Source organism: Mycobacterium sp., assembly GCF_049683935.1.
Classification (GTDB): domain Bacteria; phylum Actinomycetota; class Actinomycetes; order Mycobacteriales; family Mycobacteriaceae; genus Mycobacterium.
In genome coordinates, this window is record NZ_JBAUJR010000004.1 from 1 (window position 1) to 23,697 (window position 23,697).

The window sequence follows — 23,697 nt, forward strand, 5'->3', positions numbered from 1 at the left end:
GGCCAGGGCCGCGGCCGGACCGGACTGCCCGAAGCGCCCGAACCCGCGCCGGGCGGCAACCGGTCCTGCGCTGTCGGCGGTGGCACCTGCGAAATCGCCGTCGAATCGGAACTCGCTGCTCTGCGCACACGCCAGTGCTGCCCCGCGCGCCAACGCCAACTGCGCCTCGGCAGGGGTGAACACGGGCACCGCCAGCGCGTCCTCGAGGACGGGCAGCAAACCGTCGAGGTCCTCGGCGGAGCCGACGAGCACAAGAGCCTCGGGCTGCCAGTCCGCCTTGGTGAACACTGCGCTCAGCCAGCCGACGAGGTCTTCTTCGGTGACGACGGTGTGGTTGACCGCGGTCTGCACCGCGCCTTCGTCGGTCTGCACGACCAGCGCGATCAGGTGCTCGGGCTCGATGACGCAGACCGCAGTGGTCTGGTAGCCCGTCACCTCGGCGATGCCGCGGGCCAATGCGTCGGTGGCCTCCGACAACCGCACCGGCACGATGTTGTCGAACCCGGAGTCGCTCAGCGACTTCAACAGAAGTGATGCCTCGGTATCCGCGTCGTCGCTCCAGGTCACACCGATCGAGTGCACGCGGTGACCTCGGTCTGCGGCGAGCGCCTCGGTGCGCAGCACCGCAGCGGCCGCCTGCTCCGAGGTCTGGAGTGCGCTCGACGCCCCGCCGGCGCGCACCTCGAAGCCGTCCCCGTCCATTGTCACGCCGTCGGCGTCCTGCCCCTCCACCAGGACCAGTCCGACGGCAGACGGTGTCACCGACAAGCCGAGTACCGCGTCCACAAACACTCCTTCGCACGTCCACGATCCTTTCGACAGATCGTGTGACGGAATCCCGGGTGACCCTACCTGCTGACCACCCGACATTGCACACCTGTCAAATCAGCCGGGCGATCGCTCCGCGAGGATCTGCTGCAGCAGCGTCGGTTCGATGTTGCCGCCGGACAGGATCACCACGGTGGCACCCGGTGGGGTGGCACCCTGGCGGTAGGCGGCCAGCGCCACCGCTCCGCTGGGCTCGCTGACGAGGTGGGCACGGTACGCCAATTCGCCTACTGCAGAACGGATCTCATCTTCAGAAACGGTGATCACCCCGTCGAGCACCTGCTGCAGATGCGCGAATGTCAGATCCGACGGCTGTGAGCGCAGGCCGTCGGCGATGGTGCGGTTGCGGTCCTCGATGGACCAGTCCACACGGTGCCCGAGGGTCATCGCCTCGGCGGTGTCGGCGGCCAATTCGGGCTCCACCCCGAAGATCTTCGCCGCCGGGCACAGCGCCCTGATCGCCACGCCGATGCCCGACGCCAGCCCACCGCCGCTGACCGGGATCAGCACGTTGCGCACCGCCGGCAGGTCAGCGGCGATCTCGAGGCCGATCGTGCCCTGCCCGGCGATCACATCAGGATGGTCGAATGGTGGGATCAGCACTCCGTCCGTGTCGGCCACGACCCTGGCGGCTTCGGCCTCCCGCTCCCCCGCGGCGCAGAGCACCACGTTGGCTCCGTAGTCCCGAGTCGCCCGGACCTTCACGCTCGGAGTTTCCTCCGGCATCACGATGTGCGCCGGCAGACCGTACGTGGCCGCGGCATAGGCCACCGCCTGCGCGTGGTTGCCGCTCGAGTAGGCCACCACGGCCGGCGGCTTCGCGCCGGTGCTGGTCATCGCCGCGATGGCGTTGAAGGCGCCGCGGACCTTGAATGCGCCGATGGGCTGCAGGTTCTCGGGTTTGACCCACAGTGGCCGGTCGTCGTCTGCCCACCGCGCCGTCAGCAGCGGAGTCCGCACGACGTGGGGCCGGATACGGTCGGCGGCTGCGCGGATGTCATCGATCGTCACGAGCGTCATGGGTCGAGTCTCGTCCAGTCGGTCGGGGTGTTCACCCGGGGTCCGTGGCTAGGGTGACCCGAGTGAGCGCATTCTCGCTGCCGATCGTGCCCCGCTACGCCGAGGTGGACCAACAGGGAGTGGTGTTCAACGGCCACTACCTGACCTGGTTCGACGAGGCGTGTACCAGTCTCCTGGAGGATCTTGGTCTCGCGTACCCGGATCTGATGGCCTCAGGGTACGACTTCCAGGTGGTGCACAGCGAGATCGACTACCGGGCATCGGTCCGGTGGCGGGATTCGGTGCGGGTCACCGCGGATTGTGTGCGGATCGGCTCGACGAGTTTCACCATCGCCTTCGGCGTGCATCGCAGCAGCGCAGGGGCCGAGGAGCAGTTGGCGGTCGAAGGGCACAACGTGTACGTGCTGGTGTCGACCGAGGACTGGACGAAGCGGCCGATTCCCCCTTCACTGCGGGATGCGCTGAGCGGTACGGCGACTCGATGACTTCGGGCCGTTCACCGGCCCGATGAGCGGTACGGTCATGCCCATGGGCCACGATCACGACCACCATCGCGAGCTTCCGCCGGGAATGGCCGAGCAACTCGACCTCGCCTACGCCGGTCTCGTGTCGTTCGGGCACCGGCCGTTCTTGACCGAGATCGAGCAACTCGATTCGTGGAAACCGGATGCGGCCATCGTCGGTGCGCCGTTCGACATCGGGACCACCAACCGCCCCGGTGCGCGTTTCGGTCCACGGGCGATCCGGGCCACCGCCTATGAGCCCGGCTCGTACCACATGGATCTCGGATTGGAGATCTTCGACTGGCTGGAGGTCGTCGATTTCGGCGACGCTTATTGCCCGCACGGGCAGACTGAGGTGTCGCACAACAACATTCGTGACCGCGTTCGCACACTGGCTGAGCGCGGGATCGTGCCGGTCATCCTCGGTGGTGACCATTCGATCACGTGGCCCGCAGCCACGGCGGTGGCCGACGTGCACGGTTACGGCAACGTCGGCATCGTTCACTTCGACGCGCATGCCGACACCGCCGACGAGATCGAGGGCAACCTCGCCAGCCACGGCACCCCGATGCGTCGGCTGATCGAGTCCGGCGCAGTGCCCGGAACCCATTTCGTCCAGGTCGGACTGCGCGGTTACTGGCCGCCGCAGGACACTTTCGAATGGATGCTCGAGCAGGGCATGACCTGGCACACCATGCAGGAGATCTGGGAGCGCGGCTTCAAGGCGGTCATGCGCGACGCGGTGAGCGAGGCGCTCTCAAAAGCGGACAAGCTCTACGTCTCGGTCGACATCGACGTGCTCGACCCCGCGCACGCGCCAGGCACCGGCACCCCGGAGCCAGGCGGCATCACCAGCGCGGACCTTCTGAGGATGGTGCGCCAACTCTGCTACGAGCACGACGTCGCCGGGGTGGACGTGGTCGAGGTCGCACCTGCCTACGACCACGCCGAACTCACGGTCAACGCAGCGCACCGGGTGGTGTTCGAGGCCCTCGCGGGCATGGCTGCGCGGCGTCGGGACGCGGCCGATGCCGAACCCGGGCAGCCGGCGCGGTCTTACCGCGACGGCGGGCCCGCTCGCTGACTGCCGGCCTAGCCCTTCTGCAGGGTGAACTGGCAGATGTCGGTGTAGCCGTCGCGGAACAGATCCGCGCAGCCGGTGAGGTACTTCATGTAGCGGTCGTAGACCTCGCGGGACTGGATGGCGACGGCGTCGTCCTCGCGTGACCGCAATGCATCTGCCCAGATGTCGAGGGTCTTCGCGTAATGGAGCCGCAGCCGCTGCTCGCGCGTGAGCCGGAACCCCGCCTTGGACGCGTGCTCCTCGACCGTGGTGGGCTTGGGCAGGTCTCCGCCCGGGAAGATCTGATCCATGATGAACTTCGAGAACCGCACGATGCTCATCGTCAGCTTCAGCCCGCGATCGGTGAACTCCTCATCGGTGGGCTTGATGATGGTGTGCAGCATCATCACGCCGTCCGCGGGCAGCACCCGGTAGGCCATCTTGAAGAACTCGTCGTAGCGATCCCGCCCGAAGTGCTCGAAGGCGCCGATCGAGACGATGCGGTCCACGGGCTCGTCGAACTGCTCCCACCCCTGGAGCAGGACCTTCTTCGACCGAGGGCTGTCCTGCTTGTCGAGAAGCTGCTGGACGTGAGCCTGCTGGTTGCGGCTCAACGTGAGTCCGACCACGTTCACGTCGTACTTCTCGATCGCGCGCAGCAAAGTGGCACCCCAGCCACAACCGATGTCGAGCAGCGTCATGCCGGGCTCCAGCCCGAGCTTGCCGAGGGACAGGTCGATCTTGGCGATTTGCGCCTCTTCGAGCGTCATGTCGTCGCGCTCGAAGTACGCGCAGCTGTATGTCTGGGTCGGGTCGAGGAACAACCGGTAGAAGTCGTCCGACAGGTCGTAATGCGACTGCACGTCTTCGAAGTGAGGCTTCAGGTTCTGAACGCCTTCAGTGATTTCTGGCAAATTACACGCCTTTGAGATTCGGGATGTTGGTCGATGGTCGATGTCGGCCCCGCCCGGTCTGAGGGCCTGTCTCATCGTCTGCGCAATTCACGCACACTACCCGAGGGTCAGTGACACCAGTGAATCACCAGGTGGCCTCGCTCAGCAACGGCCAGCGGTGACAAAAAACGAACGGCCGGGTCCGTCCCGGCGATGCGGCGACTCTCACACTGTTGCGCGCATGGCGGTCGCCCAAACGGGTACCCGCGACCACGGATCGCGCTCGCGGTCCCGCCCGTACGTCACTGAAAGCCGGAGGAGTGCCCATGACGACACCAGACCCCAGCCCGCTCGGTGACGCCACCGAAGCCGACGTGGCCGACCTGGCCGATCAACGTCGCCCCATCGACGACGTCGACGCGGATGCCTGGCCCGACGCGCGACAGGTTTCGTCGGATCGCGACTGGCAGGCCAGCGAAGCCGATCTGATCGAACAGGCGATCGCGGTGCCCTTGGACGAATCCGAGCCCGAGCGCGAATAGTGTGAAGGGCGATGATTGCTCGGGTCTGTTCCCTGGTCCTGGTGCTGGTGTTGGCTGCGACAGGATGCGCCGGGTCCCTCGGCGAACCGCGCCGGGAGGAACCGCCGTCCGCTGATTCGGTACCGGCGACGACGATGGACGCCGATGTCACGGCGCGACTGAACGCCGTCGTCGGCCAGGCCATGGATCACGCAGAGATCCCCGGCGCGATCGTGGGGATCTGGGGGCCCGAGGGTGACTACGTGCGCGCTTTCGGGGTTGCCGACAAGAAGACACGGGCTCCGATGAAGGCCGACCTCTACAGCCGGATCGGGAGCCAGACCAAGACCTTCACGGTCACGGCGGTCTTGATCCTTGCCGACGAGGGCAGGATCGGTCTGGATGACCGCATCGGCGAGTACGTGACCGGGGTGCCCCGCGGCGGTGAGATCACCGTGCGCCAACTCGCCCGGATGCGGAGTGGCCTGGCCAATTACTCGGCGAGTCCGGCGTTCCAGCAGGCGCTGTTCGACGATCCGCGGCGTTCCTTCGCACCGCAGGATCTGCTCGGGTTCGCGTTCGCCGAACCGGCGACGTTCGCACCCGGCGAGGGCTTCGAGTACTCCAACACCAACACGGTCCTGTTGGGCCTGCTGGTGGAGAGAGTCACCGGGCAGGCACTTGCCGAATACATCAAAGGCCACATTCTCGGCCCCCTGGGCATGAGCCAGACGCTTTTTCCCGCCGACTCCTACTTCCCCGAGACGCACGCTGAGGGCTACACCACACAGACCCCCGACGGCGGGGAGACCACCGCTACCGACTGGAACCCTTCCTGGGCGTGGGCGGCGGGAGCGATGATCTCCACGCTCCACGACATGCGGCTCTGGGCGCCGGCGTTGGCGACGGGAACGCTGCTGACCCCGCAGATGCAGGCACAGCGACTCGAGACCGTTGCGACCCCGGGGTTGCCGCCGCAGGACGGCTACGGCATGGGGCTGTTCACCCTCGGCGGGTGGATCGGGCACAACGGCAGCCTGCCCGGATACCAGACCGTTTCGGTCTACCTACCCGAAAACCGGACCGCATTGGTCATTCTCATCAACACCGACATCCCGTTCGGTGACGCAGAACCAGGAACCGTGCTGGCCACAGCGATCACCCGGGCACTGACGCCCGACCACGTGTACACGCTCAACTGAGGCGTGTACACACTCAACTGAGTCGTGTACACACTCAACTGAGTCGACGAGGAGTCCGACGATGCAAGGTTCGGTGACGGTGTCGATGGAGGCGCCGGCGGAGCGGATCTGGGAACTGATCGCCGACGTCAGGAACACCGGGAAGTTCTCGCCCGAGGTGTTCGAGGCGGAATGGCTCGACGGCGCCACGGGGCCGGCGCTGGGGGCCCGCTTCCGGGGGCACGTGCGCCGCAATGAGATCGGCCCCGTGTATTGGACGACATGCCGGGTGACCGCCTGCGATCCCGGCAGGGAGTTCGGCTTCGAGGTGCTCGTCGGCGACCGGGCGGTCAACAACTGGCACTACCGGCTGACTCCTTCGGGGTCGGTCACCGAGGTCACGGAGTCGTTCCGGCTCGACGAGAACCCGCTGATGGCATTGTTCTCGCTCATGGGCGGCCAACTCCGTCGGCGCCGCAACATCAGGGACATGCGCAAGACCCTCGAGCGCATCAAGGCGGTGGTGGAAGGGGAATCGGCCTGACGGTTGTCGGCCGCGGCAATCGGGTATCTCGCCCCGATGAGGGATGCGAGTGAGGACACCGTCGATGGCGTCGGCAAGGTGACCGAGGCACTGGAGTACGTCGAGCGCGCCAGAGGGCACCTGTACTCGTTCCATCAATTGATGGGCCACGCCGACCTGTTGCTCGGCGAGGCGTGCGACGCGTTGCGTCGGTCCGGCGACGACGCCGTCGCCGAACGTCTGGAGACCGACCTGGTCGGGCGCAACGTGATCGAGGGCCGCTGGACCTTCCAGGTCGTCGAGGAGTTCGACGACACCTACTGGTCGCGGTTTCGCGAACACGAGCGGCAGGCGCGCGAAGAACTCCTGGGCGGCGCCCGCCACCTCCACGAGAAACGAATGAAGGAACGACGCCGCACTCGTGGCCGATCGGGTCACGAAGCAGAGCCGTGAGGCTACGCTCGGCGGGCATGGACTTGAGATCGCGCGTCATTCGAACCAACGGGATCGCGCCGCCCGAGATCCCGCGCTCCGATATCGATCTCGGCTCCTGGGATTTCTGGGGTCTCGACGACGACATCCGCGACGGCGCTTTCGCCACTCTTCGTCGGGAAGCCCCGATCAGCTTCCACGAATCCTTTGTGGTCGACGACGGCGCCGAGGTGGCGGGGCACTGGGCGGTCACCCGCCACGACGACGTGTTCTACGCCAGTCGACATCCCGAGCTGTTCAGCTCGGCGCTCGGAATCACGATCGGCGACCAGACCCCCGAGCTCAATGAGTACTTCGGCTCGATGATCGCGATGGACGATCCCCGCCACACCCGCCTGCGCAACATCGTGCGCAGCGCATTCACGCCGAGAGTGCTCGCAATGATCGAGGATTCGGTGCGGCAGCGCGCGCGCCGCCTGGTCGAGGAGATGATCGCCGCCCACCCCGACGGGCACGGTGACCTCGTCTCGGCGCTTGCAGGGCCACTTCCGCTGCAGATCATCTGCGACATGATGGGCATCCCCGAGCGCGACCATGCACAAATCTTCCACTGGACGAACGTGATCCTGGGGTTCGGCGATCCCGACATCGCCACCGACTTCGACGATTTCATCACTGTGGCCATGGCGATCGGGGCCTACGCCAAGCAGCTCGCCGAGGACCGCCGGGATCTGCCGGGCGACGACCTGACGACCAGCCTCGTCCACGCCGAACTCGACGGTGAACGGCTGACATCGGCCGAGGTTGCGTCGTTCTTCATCCTGTTGGTCGTTGCAGGCAACGAGACCACCCGCAACGCGATCAGCCACGGGGTTCTGGCGCTGAGCCGATATCCCGACCAGCGTGAACTGTGGTGGTCGGACTACGACGCCATTGCCCCGACCGCGGTGGAGGAGGTCGTCCGCTGGGCCTCACCGGTGGCCTACATGCGACGCACCACCACCCGGGATCTGGAACTCGGCGGCGTGCCGATGTCAGCGGGAGACAAGGTCACGCTGTGGTACGGCTCAGCCAACCGCGACGAGTCGAAGTTCGTCGATCCATGGATGTTCGACGTTCGTCGGCACCCCAACCCGCATCTCGGTTTCGGAGGCGGCGGCGCTCACTTCTGTCTCGGCGCCAACCTCGCCCGACGGGAGATCACGGTGGCGTTCGAAGAGCTGCACAACCGGGTGCCCGACATCCGGGCCACCGAAGAGCCCGACCTGCTGCACTCGGCGTTCATCCACGGAATCAAACGCCTGCCGGTGTCCTGGACCGGTTAACGCGGGGACGTGTCGCGCGCGGTGGTGTCCGGCTGCATCCGGTCCGCCGTGCCGGTATCGGGATCCGGGGTGCGGGGGTCCAACTCGTCGGCGCGTTCGCGTCGTGAGGAGAGTTCGTCGCGGGTGGTCGTGACGGCGTCGCGGTGGGTGGCGGCGGTGTCCGCGAGCCTGGCGGCTTCGGCGGCCTTGGCTTCCGCCTCGGCTTTCGCAGCCCGCGCTTTGGCCTCGGTCTCTTCGAGCAGGGCGGCCTTCTTCTCGACTCGCCGGCTCTCCTGATCGACCTCGTCGCGGATGCGGTCGGCTTCCTGCGCCTTGCGGCGGTTGCCGGCATTGCGCGCCGCGAACACGACAACTCCGATGACGATGACCGCGACGATCACGGCGACCACGATCCAGACTGTGCTGTCCATGCGGGTTCCCTCCGATGAGGGGCGATCATGCTGACGGCCCCGTAGATTCGACGGGTGCCCGCGAGATCAGCGAACTAAACCGGTTGTACCGACCCCGCGGGTGATATCCCGGTCCGGCACACCGCTCACAGTGTGCTGGAGATCGGGCCCTGCTCCTGGCAGAATTTCTGCGGCGGATTGCCTTTCACGGCACAACCTCGACCGGTGCTGATGTAGGTGGTGCCCGGGCGGAAGGGCTGGAAGAACACCTGTGCGGGCAGGATCCCGTTGTTGCTCACGCACTGGCCGCCGCCGTCGCTGCCCTGCATCTTGATGCATGCCACGCTCTGGATCACGGTGGCGCCGTCGCAGTCCCGGGGCGAGACGGTGGCGGTGACCACGTCGGTGCCCGATACGTTCACCACGCTGGGCTGCGACAACTCATAGTTGCACGGCGACGGCGCCGGTTGCGCACCGGCGACCGCTACAGTCGAGCCGAACAACAGCGTGGTGGCCGCCAGCACGGCGAACGTCCGAGACATCCCTGGATGGTAAGTCACCCCGGCGGGCGATTATCGGGCAATGCGCCGAGCGCATGCAGCATTCCCGCCGCCGAGCGCGGCCAGCTGAACTGCTCGGCGCGCCGGCGGGCACTGCGCCGTCGCTGCAATTCCGGCCGCACCATCACCGAGGTCACGGCACGCGCGATGGCGTCGGCGTCGTTGTCGGCGGTGGCGCCGCTGTCTTTGGTGAGGATCTCGGCCAGTGCTGAGGTGCGCGACACCACCGCCGGGGTGCCGCACGCCAGTGCCTCCAGTGCGGCGAGACCGAACGTCTCGTGGGGTCCCGGCGCCAGGGCGATGTCGGCACTGGCGAGGATGCCCGCAACGGTGTCCCGACAGCCGATGTAGCCGGTGAAGTCGACGGGCAACCGAGCGGCCTGGCGTTCCAGCCGTGTCCGCAGCGGCCCCTCGCCGACGATCACCAACCGGGCATCGATGTCCGAATGGCGAAGCGCGCCAACGGTGTCGATGCTTCGGTGCACATGTTTCTCCACCGAGAGCCGCCCGCAGTGCACCAGCAGCAGTTGATCCGGGGCGGCCCAGCGTTCCCGTACTGTCGACGATCGCCGGCGCGGGTGGAACTGGTCGAGGTCGACCCCCAACGGCACCGTCAGCAGGTTCGTCGCACCGATCCGGTCGAACTCCTCGCGGGCGAACGCGGTGGTGCACACCACGGCGTCGTAGTTGGCCGCGGTGCGCCGGTTGGCGGCATCGGCCACCGCGCGGGCCAGTGTCACCGGAAGAAGTTGTCCGACCAGCCGATCCAGACGTTCGTGGGAGATCATCACGGTCGAGACTCCGTGTCGACGGCCCCACCCGCCCAACGAGCGCAGGGTGAGTCGGTCCGAGACCTCCAGTGCGTCGGGGTCCAGGCGCTCGAGCAGCGCGACGACCGGACCCGGCAGCACCGCCCGGTAGCCTGCCGTGAGCGGGATCAGCCTGGCGGGCAGCGAGATCCGGATGACCCCCGACGGCAGGGTCGTCGTCTGGAAGCAGGGACCCGGCACGATCAGGAACACCGTGTGTCCGGCCGCGCAGTACTCGGCGCCGAGGCGGTCGATCGCCGTGCGCAGGCCACCGGAGCGGGGGCCGTAGAAGTTCGCCACCTGGACCACACGCATCGCTGCATCAGAACGCGGGAGCGTGTGCACGGTGCAACGCCCGACAGGCCAGTCGCCGAACAGCAGGTTTCCGGTCGGTGCCGGTCCTATCCGACGTGCGTTTCGAGCCAGTCCGTCATCCTGCGCCACGCGTCGGCTGCGGCGGTCGGGTCGTACCGATCACCGGTGTCGTTGAAGAAGGCGTGGTTGGCGCCGGGTTCGGTGACGAGTTCGTGGACCAGGCCCGCTCGCTCGAGGGCCGCTTTGGCGACCGGTTCGGTCGCGTTGACCCGTTGATCGAGTTCGCCGTAGAAACCGAGTACCGCGACGTCCCGCGATCCGGAGAAGTCGGGGTTCTCCGGCGTGGGCCCGTAGAACGGGAACGCCGCGGCGAGTTCCGGTGTGCCGCTGGCGAGCAACCGCCACACCAGGCCGCCCCCCATGCAGAATCCGACCGCCGCAACGGCGACCCCGGGCGTGCGGCGCTGTACCTCGGCGATGCCCGACTCGAGGTCGGCGACCATGGCCTCCGGCTCCAGGTTTCCCAGCGCGGCGGTCGCCTCTGCGGGATCCGTGAACGTTGCGGTGCCGCCGCTTTCCGACAGGAGGTCGATCGCCAGGCTCGAGTAACCGGCGCCTGCCAGGCGGCCGGCCACCGACCGGACCCAGTCGTTGAGTCCTTTGTTCTCGTGGATCACCAGGATGCCGCCCCGTGGTTCGGCGGCCTCGGCCCATGCGCCCTGCAGCTCACCACGCGGGCCTGCCCAGGTGATCGGAGCGGTCGGCAGGGCGGCGTCCATGCCGGGCGGCGCTGCGGCCGCGGAGGTGGGTGACTCCGACTCCGCGGACGCCGTGGTCGTCTCGGGGTTCTGCTGGTTGTTTCCGCACGCAGCGATCAGCGCTGTGGCGGCGCTCGCGCCGACGCCGAGAAGGGCCAGTCGGCGCAGGGCCTCCCGACGGGAGAGCAGACCGTCGACGTGGTCGGTGGCGATTTCCTCGGCGATGTAGCGCTGTAGCGGAGTCACCTCCGCGATTATGCGCTCTCATAGCGTCGGTGCAGTTCAGTGCTGGAAGTAGACAGTCGACGAAATCTGTTCACCGAATTCGTTGACACCCGCCGATGCGGGCTGTTCGATGGGCGTAGTGAGCACCGATGTGAACTACGACACGATCATCCGCAACGGCCGTTGGTTCGACGGCACCGGCGCGCCGTCGGCGATCCGCACCCTCGGAATCCGCGACGGGCACATCGTCACCATCACCGCAGACGAACTCGACGAGACGGACTGCCCGCAGGTCATCGATGCCGGCGGCAAGTGGGTGTTGCCCGGAATGCTCGACATCCACACGCACTACGACGTCGAGGTGCTCGGTGGGCCGTCCCTGTCGGAGTCGCTGCGCCACGGCGTGACGACGGTGCTGCTCGGGTCGTGCTCGCTGTCGACGGTCTACGTGGACGGGCTGGACGCCGGCGACATCTTCGGCCGCGTCGAGGCGATCCCGCGCGAATACGTCATCGACGCCGTGGATCGCCACAAGACCTGGGCCAACGGCGAGGAGTACATCGCGGCTCTGGAATCGCGTCCGCTCGGCCCCAACGTCGCGGCGTTCCTCGGACACTCCGACATGCGTGCATCGACGATGGGCCTGGACCGTGCCACCCGCAGTGACGAGCGTCCCACCCGCAGCGAGCAGGCGCAGATGGAACGAATGCTCACCGAGGCGTTACGAGCGGGCTTCGTCGGAATGTCCTCTCAGCAACTGCTTTTCGACAAGCTGGACGGCGACGTCTGCCGCTCACGCACCCTGCCGTCGACGTATGCGAAGCCGCGCGAGCTGCGCCGGCTGAAGTCGCTACTGCGCCGCTCCGGCCGGGTTCTGCAGTCCGGACCCGACATCAAGAACCCGTTCAATCTGGGCTCTCAGCTGCTCCAGTCTCTCGGCATCGTCCGCAACCCACTCAAGACCAGCCTGCTGTCGGCCGCCGACGTCAAATCCAACCCGGTGGCGGTGAAGGCGCTCGGACCCGCTGCCCGGCTGATCAACCGGCTGGGCGGAAACTTCCGCTGGCAGCACCTGCCCGTTCCGTTCGAGGTGTACGCCGACGGCATCGACCTCGTCATCTTCGAGGAGTTCGGTGCCGGAGCGGCCGCGCTGCACCTGCGTGACGAGATGGAACGCAACGAGCTGCTGCGCGACGAGGACTACCGGCGGCGCTTCCGTAAGGAGTACGAGAGCAAGTTCGGGCTGCGGGTGTGGCACCGGGACTTCTTCGACGCCGAGATCGTCGCCTGCCCCGACGCGACGGTGATCGGCAAGTCGTTCGGGCAGGTGGGCCGTGATCGCGGCGGGTTACATCCGGTGGACGCGTTCCTGGACCTGGTGCTCGAGCACGGCAGCGGTCTGCGTTGGCGCACAACCATCTCCAATCACCGCCCCGAGGTGCTCAAGAGGCTCGCCCGCGACTCCGGCATCCAGATGGGCTTCTCGGATGCCGGCGCGCACCTGCGCAACATGGCGTTCTACAACATGGGCTTGCGTCTCCTGCGGCATGTGCCGGACTCCGAACGGTCAGGTGCGCCGTTCATGACCATCGAGCAGGCCGTGCACCGGCTCACCGGTGAGTTGGCGGACTGGTATCGCATCGATGCCGGCCACCTGCGGGTCGGTGACCGCGCCGACGTCGTCATCCTCGACCCTGAGCGGCTGGATGGCGCCCTGGACGAATACGCCGAGGCAGCGGTCGATCAGTACGGCGGCCTGCAGCGGATGGTGAACCGCAACGACGACACCGTGGTCGCCGTGTTCGTCGGCGGTCGTGCCGTGTTCCTCGACGATGCGCTGACAGAGTTGGTCGGAACGCGGCGCACAGGCAGGTTCCTGCGTGCCGCCCACAACGCGCCGGCGTTGACAGAGCGGGAAGGGGCGTTGGCGCATGTCGGTTGACGAGGTGAAGGAAACCACGCAGGCGGAGGCCGTGGTCCACGGGATGTGGGAGGCACTGTCGGCCCGGGACTGGGACGCGCTGAAGACCTACCTGTCGCCGGAGTGTCTCTATCTGGACATGCCGGTGGGGCCTGCAGCGGCGGCCCGCGGACCCGAAGACATCGTCAAACGTCTGAAGATCGGGCTGGAGTCGCTGGCCTCCTATCAGAACTTCACCGGCCTCATGGTGTCCGACGGCGCCGACGTGATGTACGAGCATCACGAGGAATGGCATTGGCAGACAGGCGAATCCGCGGTGCTGCAGTTCGTCACAGTGCATCGTGTGGAAAACGGCAAAATCACCCTGTGGAAGGACTACTGGGACATGGGTGGGCTTGCCAACCACGCTCCCCCGACGTGGCTGGAAGACTTCGCCAACGCGGACATGAGCTGGGTTTTCGACGCCACCGGCCTGGTGTAGCCGCCCACTTGATCCGCGGCGTCACCTAGGACGCCAACAGGGCGTCGATCTGGTTGGCCGCCGACGTGGCGCCCTCCTCCACCCCCATGTCCAGAACCTGCTGCAGCGCCTCGGCGGAGTCGTAGGTGCTGACGAACGTCGACCGGGTGCCGCCCTGGTTGGCGTTGAAGGTGAAAACGTTCTTCGACACCGGCAGGTTCGGGTCGGGGCTGAAGTCCGAATGGGCGAATCCGTCGTCGAAGGAAAAGCTGCGCGGTTCGTCCACTGCGGTGATGTGCCAGTAGCCCGGATACTTGTCGCCGTCCGGTCCGGTCATGAAGTACGTGACCCGGCCGCCGGGACGCAGGTCGTGGTCGACCACGGTCGCCGGATATCCCGGCGGACCCCAGATCTTCTCGAGCTGGCGCGGGTCGGCATAGATCTGCCAGACCCGCTCCACGGGCGCGGCGAAGTCGGCGACGATGGTCAGGGTCCGGTTGTCGAGGTCGTGTCGGACGTCGGTCACGGGCATGGTTCAGTCCTCCGGTGGGGTCGGGTCGGATGCGATGAGTTCGTCGATACGCGCGATGCGGCCGCGCCAGATCTGCTCGAGTTCGTCGAGCAGGGACGCCACCGAACGCACCGCCGCGACATCGCCGCTTGCCAGTTGCTCGCGGCCGTGCCGCCGCTTGGTGAGCAGTCCGGCGCGGTCCAACACCGCGACGTGTTTCTGCACGGCGGCAAAACTCATCCGGTAGTGCGCCGCCAGCGTCGAGACCGAATGCTCCCCGGCCAGTACGCGGCGCATGATGTCGCGCCGGGTGCGATCGGACAGGGCGTGGAAGAGCGCGTCCGCCCGATCCTCTTCCTGATCGATCACGACACCAACATACAACCATTTGGTTGTATGTTGTCAAGCCAATTCGTAGACGCGCCGTGCGTTTCCGTGCGCGATCAGGTCGGCGACCCGGACGGCGTCGGGGTGGCTCCACTCGCCGGCGTCGACGAACTGCTGCATCACCGTGGCCATGCCGGTGCGCCAGAGTCGCGCGCCGAGGTAGTGCAGTTCGGCGGGGCCGAACCCGTCCGAGGAGTACAGGATCTTGCGGAACGGCGCCATCTCGAGCAGGCGTCCGATGAAAGCGCCCGAGCGTGCGCCGAGGTGGTTGATGGCCAGGCCGCCGTCGAGGTAGACGTTGTTGAACGCCTGCGCCAGGTAACCGGCCTCGCGTTCATAGGGATAGCAGTGCAGAAGCATTACCGGCGTGTCACCGCTGACTCGCAGAAAGTCGAGCAGATGAACGGGATTGGCGGTGTGCAGATCACAATCGCGGTCACCGAAACCGACGTGGAACTGCAGCGGCTTGCCGAGTCGCAGCGCGCGGTGCAACCCGAAGCGGAGCAGCACGCGATCGGTCAGGTGGACACCGCCGGCGTCACGCCACCGGGTCGCTGCCTGTGCGACTTCGGCGGGTGACGGGTCTGACAGATCTCCGATGAAGCCGCCGCGGTAGGCCAGGATCGATTTGGTGGCCACGGCATCCCGGGTCTGCCGCGACAGGATCTCGTCGAAGGCCGACGCGTAGTCCCCTGGCGCGGCGGCGGCCAGTTCGGCGACCGACTCCAGCCGGATCACCTCGTGCACCTCACCGGCCATGAGAGTCGACATCTCGCCGAGACCTGAGACACCGCCGGCGAATCCGGTGTCGACCAGCCAATCGGACGTCTGAGCGGCGGACAGGAACAATCGTGCCAGGTCGGGCTCGGCGACCTCCCCGCGGCGACGCCAGTAGACGTCGGCGTCGGCGTGGCGGGGCAGGCCGAGCAGCGGGCCACAGTGGGCCCGTACGGCGAAGCCCAACTGGGTGTCGAAAGCCGAGTCGTACGCCGCGAGCGGTTCGGTGTTGGCCTCGTTGAGGGCGTTCTCGAACCGCGCGCGGTCACCGGATGTGAGCCAACATCCGTGCACGTGATGATCGATCAGTGCCACTGCCTCGAGGTGCTCGTGCAGTGCCGTCACTCACACACTCCAGGCGAGGCGGAACTTGTCGGCGAGCTCGTCGGGACTCAGATCGGCGAAGTTCTGGTGTTCGTAGCGCCGTACCGAAACCACCGCGTCGACCACTTCGTCCCCGAGAACAGTTCGCAGCAGCGAGGATCGGTCGAGCGCGTCGATCGCCTCGGCCTGATCCTGTGACAGCAGCCCGACGCCTGCCGATTCGCGCTGCGTGTCGGTCAGGGTGGCGGGGTCGACGGTGACCTGCTCGGGCAGAGCCAGCGCGCCCTCTATTCCGCCCAGCGCTGCGCCGAGGATCGCGGCCGATGCGAGATACGGGTTTGCCGATGGGTCAACCACTTTGACCTCGACGTGGCCGCCATGCGGGTTGGCCGGGCCCGCGGGCAGGAAGCGCACCGCGGCCTCCCGGTTCTCGGTGCCCCAGCAGGTGAACGCACCCGACCAGTGACCCGGCTGCATGCGTAGCCCTGACACGATCGAACCGCAGAACACGCCCTGGGCCTGCCCGAGTGCGGCGAGCACGCCCGCGACCGCGGACGCTCCCTCAGTCGTCATCCCTTCGGCGCCCTCGCCGCCGGAGAACAGCGGGGTGTCGCCGCGGGTGAGTGAAAAGTGCTGATGCGCACCAGATCCGACGCTTCCGGCGAACGGGACCGGCGACAGGCTGGCCCGCATCCCGTACCGGCGGGCGACCCGGCCGACGATGATCCGCATCAAGATCAGCTGATCGGCTGCGGCCACGGGCTCCTGCGGGGCCAGCGAGATCTCGAACTGGTTCGCCCCGTACTCGGGATGGAGCTGTTCGATCGCCACACCGGACGCGGTGGCGGCGTCGGTGACGTCGCGGACGAATCCCTCGAATTCGAGCACCCCGGCCAACCCGTACTGCGCCCACATGTGCGAGGGCAGTCGCTCGCCCTCCGGGCCCACGAGGACGAACTCCATCTCGTGACCGACCAGCGCGTCGATCCCGGACTCGGACAGCCGTGTCTGGACCCGGCGCAGTGCCCCGCGGGCGCAGAAGGGATCCGGGGTGCCGTCCTGGCGGAAGAAAGAGCCGGGCGCCCAGGCGAATCCGTCGCCGAGAATGCGCAGCGCGCCGAGGTCGATGCGGATTCGCTGGTCCCCCACCACCCCGGTGGATTCGCCGAACACGATGCCCGCCTGATCGATGGCGAACACATGCCAGACCGGGCTGGCGCCCAGCCCGGGATCGGCGAAGGCACCCATTCTGCGCAGCGGGACCGTCTTGGCGTGGATGAGCCCCGCGGAGTTGACGACCGTGCCGATCAGGGTGGTCACCCCATCGGTCTCCAGCTGAGCGATGGCTGCGGCGGCGAGCGGTTTGGCGGCCATGTCAGCCATCCCTACCAGGCCCGGTGCTGTCGCGCCACAGAACTACAGCGTGATCTTGCAGCTTTGACCGATGTCGAGGGTCCGCAGCATGCGTCCCATGCCGACCCACATCGCGCACGAGATCGCCAGATCCGTCAGCATCTCGTCGTCGAGGTGCACGCTCGCGCGCTCCCAGAAATCCTCGTCGTCGCGCAACCCGCTGTGGTCGGTGGCGAACCGGTGCGCGAACTCCATCGCGATGCGCTCGGTGTCGCTGTAGCCCGGCCAGGTCCGCCACTGCGTGGCGTAGTCGTAGAACTCCTCGTCGATGCCGTTGGCCTCGCCCTCGGAGTCGCGCGTGTTCTGGCAGACCACACACTCGTTCGCGTAGGCGATCACGATCCGCGCCGCTTCCCGGACCCTCATCGGCAGCCGGTTCTTGGTGTAGACCGCGTTGGAGAACTTCGCCATCGCGGTGCCCAGGTCGGGCGACTTGACTGCGAAAGCGCTCACGTCGTCGTCGGCGAAGTCTCCGATTCGGCTCATCTGCGAATTGTAACGTGTTTCACTTTCCGGTCGCGGCGAGTTCGGTCCGATCGTCATCCCAGTCCCGCTGCACCAGCAGCCGCATCGCGATCCGCTCCAGGGCCGCCTCCACGTCGTCCCGGTCCGGGCGGCCGTCGAACGACGGTGAGGCTGCCAGCTTCTCCACGATCCGGCTGACAAGGGCAGCGGAGGCGGCGTCGACCTGCCGCGCGCCGTTCTGGGTCAACCACAGCTGGTCGTCGGTGCGCAGCGCATGGCCGCACTCCACGAGGCGGCCGAACGTCGGCTCGAGCACTTCGATCGGCAGTCGCAACCGCTCGGCGATCTCGGTCAACCGGGCGGATCCGAAAACCTGGCTCTGCCGGTAGATCTGGATCAACGCCCACAGCAGGGCCACATCCGATTCACACCCGTGTTGCCCGGCGATACTGCGGAGCCGGATCTCCGGAGACTGGCGCACCAGCCGGCCGACGGCGGCCTCGAGCATCTGTTCGGGCGAATCGGTCTGCGGCATGCCGAACCCCTCGCCCAGATCCACCGCGGCGCCCGAATCGATGTCGCGCAGCGGCACCTGCTTGAGGGTCAGTGCCACCAGGAAGCCGACCAACGCCACCGGCGCCGCGCACAGGAACACCAGGCCGAGCGAATCGGCGTAGGCCGCGACGATCGGTCCCGCGACGTCGGGCGGGAGTTGGTGCAGCACCTGCGGCGACTCTGCGGCCTCGGGTGGCGCACCGCTGGCCGTCAGTGCCGAGGTGACACGGCCGCCGAGGAAATTTGCGAACAGCGAGCCGAAAATGGCTGCACCGAAGGAACTCCCGATGGTCCGGAAGAAGGTGACGCCGGACGTCGCGACGCCGAGGTCGGAGAAGGCGGCAGTGCTCTGGACGATCAGGATCAGCACCTGCATGCACAACCCGATGCCCGCGCCGAGGATGAACAGGTACACGCTCTGCTGCAGCAGCGGGGTGGTGGCATCCATCTGTGACAGCAGCACGAACCCGAGCACCATGACCGCCGTGCCGACCACGGGGAAGATCTTGTACCTGCCGGTGCGGCTGACCAGAACGCCACTGCCCATGGACGTCAGCAGTAGGCCACCGACCATCGGCAGGGTGCGCAAACCGGACTCCGTTGCCGAGACGCCGTCGACGAACTGCATGAAGGTGGGCAGGAAGGTCAACGCGCCGAGCATCGCGAAACCGACGATGAAGCCGAGCACACAGCACACCGTGAACACCGGGCTGGCGAACAACCGGATCGGGAGGATCGGCTCAGGGGTGCGCAGTTCCACCCGCACGAACATCGCGAGCGCGACCACGGAAGCGACGAACAGGCCGATGATCACCGGCGAGGACCACGCGTAGGTGCTTCCTCCCCAACTGGTGGCGAGGGTGAGACCGGAGGCGCCCACGCCGATCAGCAGGATGCCGGCGTAGTCGATCACCGGGCGGATGCGTTCACCCAGCGCCGGGATCGTCGCCATGGCGACGGCGAACACGACGATGGCGATCGGGACGTTGATCCAGAACGCCCAGCGCCAGCTGAGGTGATCGGTGAAGTAGCCCCCGAGCAGTGGCCCGATCACCGTGGTCACACCGAAGACCGCCCCGAGAGCACCCTGGTAGCGGCCTCGGTCCCGCAGTGGGATGACCTCGCCGATGAGCGCCATCGCGGTGACCATGATCGCGCCCCCGCCGATGCCCTGGAGGGTGCGCGAGGCCACGAGCATGGTCATCGAGGACGCCATGCCGCACAGCACCGAGCCGACCAGGAAGAACACGATGGCCACACCGAAGACCGCCTTGCGGCCGAACAGGTCGCCGAGCTTGCCCACCACCGCGGTCACGATCGTCGACGCCAGCAGGTAACTCGTCACGACCCAGGACTGGTGGCCGGCTCCGCCGAGGTCGGCGACCACTGTCGGCAGCGCCGTGGCCACGATGGTCTGGTCGAGCGCGGCGAGCAGCATGCCGAGCAGCACCGCAACAAAGATCAGGTTGCGGCGCTGTGGGCTGACCGGCGCGAGGTCGGTCGGCGAGTAGGGCACAGCCGTGCGCGGCGACATACCTACCTCTCCTGGGTGACCGGGGAACTCCCCACTACATCGTTAGGCCATCTAGGAAAGTTACGGCACCCAGCGGGATATTCCCCGCCGGGGCGTCGTCCGAACCGATAACGTCCGAACCGGTTACTTGGGTGGACGGGCCACGCACTGAGCCGAGTACAGCTCCTCGCCCAGCTTGCCCATCAGCTCCAGTTGGGTCTCGAGGTAGTCGATGTGCAACTCCTCGTCGGCGAGGATCTTCTCGAAGAGGTTCGCCGAGGTGGCGTCACCCTTCTCGCGGCACATCACGATGCCCGGTCGCAGGCGACCGACGACCTCGCACTCGATCGCGAGATCGGCTTCGAACTGTTCACGCAGAGTCTGACCCACCCGCAGGGAGAACAACCGTTGATAGTTGGGCAGGCCGTCCAGAATGAGAATGCGATCGGTGATTTCCTCGGCGTGCACCATTTCTTCGAATGACTCTTTGCGGGTGTGCTCCGCCAATTCGGTGAAACCCCAATTGTCCTGCATCTTGGAATGCAGGAAATACTGATTGATCGCCGTGAGTTCGCTCGTCAATTGCTCGTTGAGCAGCTTGAGAACTTCGGGATCGCCTTGCATGACCACTCCTCAACACCTGGATGACGTTCGCGTTCGCTATCCGCACGGACTGTGTGCGTGTACATCCAATCTAGTGCAGAACGACCCCCGATTGCGCACCATTATCGCTGTGGGCGGCGTGTTTTGGCTGGAACCCTCGGACCGCGGACGTCGGCGGAACCCATAACAGCCTGCCGGTCTGGACTGCCTAGGCTAAGTAAGGTTAGACTCTGCTAACCCTTCAACGCGCCACCGTCAGGTAAGGATAACCAATGGGTGAGTACGATTTGCACTCATTCATTCTTGCCTGTGATTTCCGGGTCGATGATGTCGACCGAATGTGGGAATGGCTGAAGAAACATCACGACGGACTCGAGTCGATGGGCGCCCATCATGTGGTCCTCTACGAATCGATCTGGGAACCGCGGCGGGTCCTGGTGACAATCGGAATTCGACATGCCAGATCGATTCGGGATGTCCTCAGGTCGCCGGCGATCTTCGAATGGTTCGATATCTCCGGCGCCGACGATATTCCGCCGATCTTCGGTGGAGAAGTCGTCGAGAAGATCGATCTCGACCCGCCCACTCCCGAGGAACACATCGGCCGCGTCGTGGTGGGGGTCATGTCCTCGGTCGAGGATGTGCCCGCGCTGATGATCAAGGTGCGCGACGGCCTCGAGCGATTCAAGCAGGGCGGCGTCCGAAAGATCTGGGTCTACCGTGCCTTCGACGACGGCCACGAGGTGCTGATCCTGCAGGAGATCGACGGCGAGGCCAACGCGAGGCAGTGGATCGAGCACCCCGATGCGGCGGCCGAGTGGATGACCAACGCCGGGCTGGGTGCCTATCCCACCCGGTTCGTCGGCAGGTTCGCTCATCTGATGAGTGTCGGCGAGCAGGGGTAGGGCCACCGATGTTCGTCTGTCTGTGCACCGGCACCACCAGCCACGTGGTGAGTGAGATCGTGGCCAACGGTGCCCGGACATCCCGGGAGATCGCCGCCGCGTGCGGCGCCGGCGGTGACTGCGGCAGGTGTCGGCGAACGCTTCGCGCGATGATCGAGGCGCATTTTGCAGCGGTCGACTCCGCCGCGGAGAGCGTCAGCCGCTAGCGCTCAGGCCTTGCGCTGACCGGTGAACTCCGCGAGGGCGGCGGCGTTGGCGGCTCCCCCGAGCAATTCCATGAAGTGGGCGTTCTCGCGTTCGGTGGCCGCGGTGATTCCGGCCCGGTACGGGTCGACGATGGTCTGTTTGACGGCCATCAGGCTCGGAATCGAGCGTGAGGCAAGGATTTCCGCATGCCTCCGGGCTTCCGGCATCAGGTCCTCGGGCTCGCAGACCTTCCATGCGATACCCATCCGCTGGGCCTCGGCTGCGTCAACCCATTCCGAGGACAACAGCAGCCACGACGCGTTCTGCCTGCCGATCAGCTGCGGCAGCAGATACGACGATGCCGCTTCCGGTGCGACACCGAGGCTGGTGAACGGGCACTTCAGCCGGGCGGTTGTCGACATGAACACCAGATCGGCGTAGCCGAGGATCGTCGTTCCGATCCCCAGGCCGACACCGTTGACCGCGCAGATCAGCGGCTTCGGGAGTTCGGTCAGCGCACTGATCATCGTCGAGAAGTGGCTGCCCTTCGAGCTCAGCGACGAATCCTCGATACGTGCCTGCATCTCCTTGAGGTCGTTGCCCGCACTGAACGCCCGGCCCGCGCCGGTGATCAACACGACCGCGACCTCGGGGTCGTCGGCTGCGTCGCGCAACGCCGTCGCGGTGGCGAGGTAGAGCTCTTCGTTGAAAGCGTTGAGCGCCTCGGGCCGGTCGAGAAGCAGGGTGCGGACCCGATTGTCGTCGGTGATCTGCAGAGTCACGGCTGCAGCGTAACCGCCGGCGCGAACGCCGTGCGCAGCACGTAGCGGCTCGTCGGTACGGTGTCGACGTCGCGGTTTGCGCCGAACGCCGACGTGCTGGCCACCATGCGTGTCATGCGGTCGTTGAGTTGGTCGTCGTCGGCTGCACCGAAGAACGCGTGCAGATCAGAGGTCGCCTCGATCGGGAAGAGTTCCTCGACGATGGCCGAGATCGGCGGAGCATCCTCGGTGAGGGCCCGGACCACGGCGTTCTGGACGTAGCCGAAAGTCGATTGAGTGTCGATGGCCACCTGGGTGTGATCGTCGTGCCAGCGGGCCAGCCACGTCGCCTCGTCCAGTTCGCCCGGCCGACGCAGCAGCGCCACGTTGGCGAACCCCGGAGTCCGTTGGCCGGGGTCGGTGGCCGGAGGCGACAAGGGAACCGACTCGGTCACCAGGTACGCCGCGAGGTGTTCGCACAGCCCGCTCAACAGGGTTGTGGCCGTGCGGATCTGCTCGCCGTAGCACTGCTGGGTCCAGAGGCTGACCAAAGCGATCACCGGCGGGTCGAGCGTCGTGAGCGTCATCAGGGAGTCACCGACCACCGCGTCGCGGACGTTGATCGCCAGACCGGGCACCTCGGTGTCCAGCAGATCCTGGGCGATCTCGGTGCGCAGTCGGGTGCACCACGCGTCGTCGCCGGGGGTTCCCCGGAGGGTGATCATGACTTTCTCCACTGGGCGAACATAGCCCGGGCCAGAATGGACAGGTGATCAAGGGCTTGACGCTGCCGGAGGTGCCGGATCCTGCAGCGGTGCTGCGAAGCCTGCTGGGGGTCGTGGCGGTCGCGGTGATCGCGGTGAATTGGGGTCCGGTGGGCTCGGCCACCGCCGTCGCAGGGGCGGCGGCGATCGCGGGGGCCACCGCGTTGCAGGACAGCCCGCGGGCGCGTATCCCACTGGTCGCTGCGGTCTCGGCGCTGTTGGGTGTGGCCACCCTGCTGGGGACGTTGACGTCGGCGTACTCGGTGGTCTTCGTCATAGTGGCTGCGCTCTGGTGTGTGGGCGCGGCGATGCCGTGGGCTCTGGGCGCCCATGCCGGATTGATCGGAGCGGCATCGGCTGCGCTTCTGGTCATCGCGCCCCCCGTGCCGCCCACGGTGTCCTCGACCTTGGGGACGTCGGCACTGGTTGTCGTCGGCGGGTTGATGCAGGCTGGTCTCATCGCGGTCTTTCCGCCGCGCCGTTGGCGTGTGCAGCGGCGCGCGCTCTCCGCCGCTTACCGCTCCCTGGCTGCGGACGCCCGAGTGCTGTCCGATGCTCGTACGGACGGCGCTGTCGCCTCGGGGTCGCCGATCGACTCCGAACCGCTGATCGCGCTGCGGGATGCGTTCACCCTCGAGGACGGACAGGCCACATCGCGGCCGGCCGAGTACCGCGACTGGTACGGACTGCCCGAACGGATCGCCAAATCTCTGATCGCCGTGGCCGGCAGGCCCGCCTCGACCGACGTGTTGGCTGCAGCCGCCGACACCCTGGCGGCGGTGGCCGACACCCGCCGGTCCGCACGCG

General features: G+C 66.8%; 27 protein-coding genes and 1 pseudogene. 12 read left to right on the plus strand and 16 right to left on the minus strand.

The window, feature by feature from the left end:
* Together WA965_RS00080 and WA965_RS00085 are read right to left on the minus strand one after the other, a co-directional pair.
* The coding region (locus tag WA965_RS00080) for a DUF7159 family protein (RefSeq protein ID WP_526446864.1) at positions 1-786 on the minus strand (786 nt) is incomplete at its 3' end.
* A 99-nt stretch (positions 787-885) separates the two neighbouring features.
* Positions 886-1,848, minus strand: a complete 963-nt coding sequence (locus WA965_RS00085) for a threonine ammonia-lyase (protein WP_526294367.1) — start codon at positions 1,846-1,848, stop codon at positions 886-888.
* Positions 1,849-1,910: 62 nt separating this feature from the next.
* Between WA965_RS00085 and WA965_RS00090 the strand changes: the two genes are divergently transcribed.
* Both WA965_RS00090 and speB read left to right on the plus strand, forming a co-directional pair.
* Positions 1,911-2,333: an acyl-CoA thioesterase gene (locus WA965_RS00090; protein WP_526294366.1), complete on the plus strand. Its 423-nt coding sequence runs from the start codon at positions 1,911-1,913 to the stop codon at positions 2,331-2,333.
* Between the two features lie 43 nt (positions 2,334-2,376).
* Positions 2,377-3,435, plus strand: coding sequence for an agmatinase (gene speB, locus WA965_RS00095; protein ID WP_526294365.1), 1,059 nt, complete (start codon positions 2,377-2,379; stop codon positions 3,433-3,435).
* A gap of 8 nt (positions 3,436-3,443) precedes the next feature.
* Here the strand turns inward: speB and WA965_RS00100 are convergent, their stop codons facing one another.
* On the minus strand, positions 3,444-4,328 hold the full coding sequence (locus WA965_RS00100) for a cyclopropane mycolic acid synthase family methyltransferase (protein WP_526294364.1): 885 nt from the start codon (positions 4,326-4,328) through the stop codon (positions 3,444-3,446).
* Between the two features lie 305 nt (positions 4,329-4,633).
* Here WA965_RS00100 and WA965_RS00105 point away from each other — a divergent pair, with 305 nt between their 5' ends.
* The 5 genes from WA965_RS00105 to WA965_RS00125 all read left to right on the plus strand — a co-directional run bounded on the left by WA965_RS00105 (position 4,634) and on the right by WA965_RS00125 (position 8,289).
* Positions 4,634-4,849 carry an Rv3202a family protein gene (locus WA965_RS00105; RefSeq protein WP_526294363.1) on the plus strand — a complete coding sequence of 72 codons (216 nt, stop codon included), beginning with the start codon at positions 4,634-4,636 and terminating at the stop codon, positions 4,847-4,849.
* A gap of 14 nt (positions 4,850-4,863) precedes the next feature.
* Positions 4,864-6,030, plus strand: a complete 1,167-nt coding sequence (locus WA965_RS00110) for a serine hydrolase domain-containing protein (protein WP_526294370.1) — start codon at positions 4,864-4,866, stop codon at positions 6,028-6,030.
* A gap of 61 nt (positions 6,031-6,091) precedes the next feature.
* On the plus strand, positions 6,092-6,553 hold the full coding sequence (locus WA965_RS00115; protein WP_526294362.1) for an SRPBCC family protein: 462 nt from the start codon (positions 6,092-6,094) through the stop codon (positions 6,551-6,553).
* Positions 6,554-6,589: 36 nt separating this feature from the next.
* Positions 6,590-6,985, plus strand: a complete 396-nt coding sequence (locus tag WA965_RS00120) for a hypothetical protein (protein ID WP_526294361.1) — start codon at positions 6,590-6,592, stop codon at positions 6,983-6,985.
* 17 nt (positions 6,986-7,002) lie between these two features.
* Positions 7,003-8,289, plus strand: a complete 1,287-nt coding sequence (locus tag WA965_RS00125; protein WP_526294360.1) for a cytochrome P450 — start codon at positions 7,003-7,005, stop codon at positions 8,287-8,289.
* Here the strand turns inward: WA965_RS00125 and WA965_RS00130 are convergent.
* The 4 genes from WA965_RS00130 to WA965_RS00145 all read right to left on the minus strand — a co-directional run bounded on the left by WA965_RS00130 (position 8,286) and on the right by WA965_RS00145 (position 11,366).
* Positions 8,286-8,699 carry a hypothetical protein gene (locus WA965_RS00130; protein WP_526294359.1) on the minus strand — a complete coding sequence of 138 codons (414 nt, stop codon included), beginning with the start codon at positions 8,697-8,699 and terminating at the stop codon, positions 8,286-8,288. The genes WA965_RS00125 and WA965_RS00130 overlap by 4 nt on opposite strands.
* Positions 8,700-8,824: 125 nt before the next feature.
* Complete coding sequence (locus WA965_RS00135) at positions 8,825-9,220, minus strand: hypothetical protein (protein WP_526294358.1); 396 nt, start codon at positions 9,218-9,220, stop codon at positions 8,825-8,827.
* 14 nt (positions 9,221-9,234) lie between these two features.
* Entirely contained in the window at positions 9,235-10,362 is a 1,128-nt protein-coding gene (locus WA965_RS00140) for a glycosyltransferase (protein WP_526446866.1), read from the minus strand.
* An 86-nt stretch (positions 10,363-10,448) separates the two neighbouring features.
* On the minus strand, positions 10,449-11,366 hold the full coding sequence (locus WA965_RS00145) for a dienelactone hydrolase family protein (RefSeq protein WP_526294356.1): 918 nt from the start codon (positions 11,364-11,366) through the stop codon (positions 10,449-10,451).
* Between the two features lie 130 nt (positions 11,367-11,496).
* Between WA965_RS00145 and WA965_RS00150 the strand changes: the two genes are divergently transcribed.
* Positions 11,497-13,287 carry an N-acyl-D-amino-acid deacylase family protein gene (locus WA965_RS00150; protein WP_526294369.1) on the plus strand — a complete coding sequence of 597 codons (1,791 nt, stop codon included), beginning with the start codon at positions 11,497-11,499 and terminating at the stop codon, positions 13,285-13,287.
* Positions 13,277-13,747 carry a nuclear transport factor 2 family protein gene (locus tag WA965_RS00155; RefSeq protein ID WP_526294355.1) on the plus strand — a complete coding sequence of 157 codons (471 nt, stop codon included), beginning with the start codon at positions 13,277-13,279 and terminating at the stop codon, positions 13,745-13,747. Before WA965_RS00150 ends, WA965_RS00155 begins: the two co-directional genes overlap by 11 nt.
* A gap of 25 nt (positions 13,748-13,772) precedes the next feature.
* On the opposite strand, the gene WA965_RS00160 is transcribed toward WA965_RS00155, so the two are convergent.
* From WA965_RS00160 to bfr, 7 genes are all read right to left on the minus strand, one after another.
* A complete protein-coding gene (locus tag WA965_RS00160; RefSeq protein ID WP_526294354.1) occupies positions 13,773-14,258 on the minus strand; it encodes an SRPBCC family protein in 486 nt (161 codons plus the stop codon).
* 3 nt (positions 14,259-14,261) lie between these two features.
* A complete protein-coding gene (locus tag WA965_RS00165) occupies positions 14,262-14,606 on the minus strand; it encodes an ArsR/SmtB family transcription factor (RefSeq protein WP_526294353.1) in 345 nt (114 codons plus the stop codon).
* Positions 14,607-14,639: 33 nt separating this feature from the next.
* Positions 14,640-15,746 (minus strand): amidohydrolase family protein, encoded by a 1,107-nt coding sequence (locus WA965_RS00170; protein ID WP_526294352.1) that lies wholly within the window; start codon positions 15,744-15,746, stop codon positions 14,640-14,642.
* Positions 15,747-17,108 carry a type I glutamate--ammonia ligase gene (locus WA965_RS00175; protein WP_526294351.1) on the minus strand — a complete coding sequence of 454 codons (1,362 nt, stop codon included), beginning with the start codon at positions 17,106-17,108 and terminating at the stop codon, positions 15,747-15,749. It abuts the gene before it with no gap.
* 33 nt (positions 17,109-17,141) lie between these two features.
* Positions 17,142-17,624 (minus strand): carboxymuconolactone decarboxylase family protein, encoded by a 483-nt coding sequence (locus WA965_RS00180; protein WP_526294350.1) that lies wholly within the window; start codon positions 17,622-17,624, stop codon positions 17,142-17,144.
* Between the two features lie 19 nt (positions 17,625-17,643).
* Positions 17,644-19,692 (minus strand): MDR family MFS transporter, encoded by a 2,049-nt coding sequence (locus WA965_RS00185; protein ID WP_526294349.1) that lies wholly within the window; start codon positions 19,690-19,692, stop codon positions 17,644-17,646.
* A 123-nt stretch (positions 19,693-19,815) separates the two neighbouring features.
* Positions 19,816-20,295, minus strand: coding sequence for a bacterioferritin (gene bfr / locus WA965_RS00190; protein WP_526294348.1), 480 nt, complete (start codon positions 20,293-20,295; stop codon positions 19,816-19,818).
* A 251-nt stretch (positions 20,296-20,546) separates the two neighbouring features.
* On the opposite strand from bfr, the gene WA965_RS00195 reads away from it, so the two are divergent.
* Positions 20,547-21,179: a fatty-acid--CoA ligase gene (locus WA965_RS00195; protein WP_526294347.1), complete on the plus strand. Its 633-nt coding sequence runs from the start codon at positions 20,547-20,549 to the stop codon at positions 21,177-21,179.
* An 8-nt stretch (positions 21,180-21,187) separates the two neighbouring features.
* A complete protein-coding gene (locus tag WA965_RS00200) occupies positions 21,188-21,385 on the plus strand; it encodes a (2Fe-2S)-binding protein (RefSeq protein WP_526294346.1) in 198 nt (65 codons plus the stop codon).
* Between the two features lie 3 nt (positions 21,386-21,388).
* On the opposite strand, the gene WA965_RS00205 is transcribed toward WA965_RS00200, so the two are convergent.
* Complete coding sequence (locus WA965_RS00205; RefSeq protein ID WP_526294345.1) at positions 21,389-22,147, minus strand: enoyl-CoA hydratase/isomerase family protein; 759 nt, start codon at positions 22,145-22,147, stop codon at positions 21,389-21,391.
* The gene (locus WA965_RS00210; protein WP_526446868.1) at positions 22,144-22,863 is read right to left on the minus strand and encodes an EthD domain-containing protein; all 720 of its coding nucleotides are present in this window, start codon (positions 22,861-22,863) and stop codon (positions 22,144-22,146) included. The genes WA965_RS00205 and WA965_RS00210 overlap by 4 nt, the downstream gene beginning before the upstream one ends.
* A 32-nt stretch (positions 22,864-22,895) precedes the next feature.
* Here WA965_RS00210 and WA965_RS00215 point away from each other — a divergent pair.
* Positions 22,896-23,697 (plus strand): annotated as a pseudogene (locus WA965_RS00215) (FUSC family protein); the annotation flags it as partial.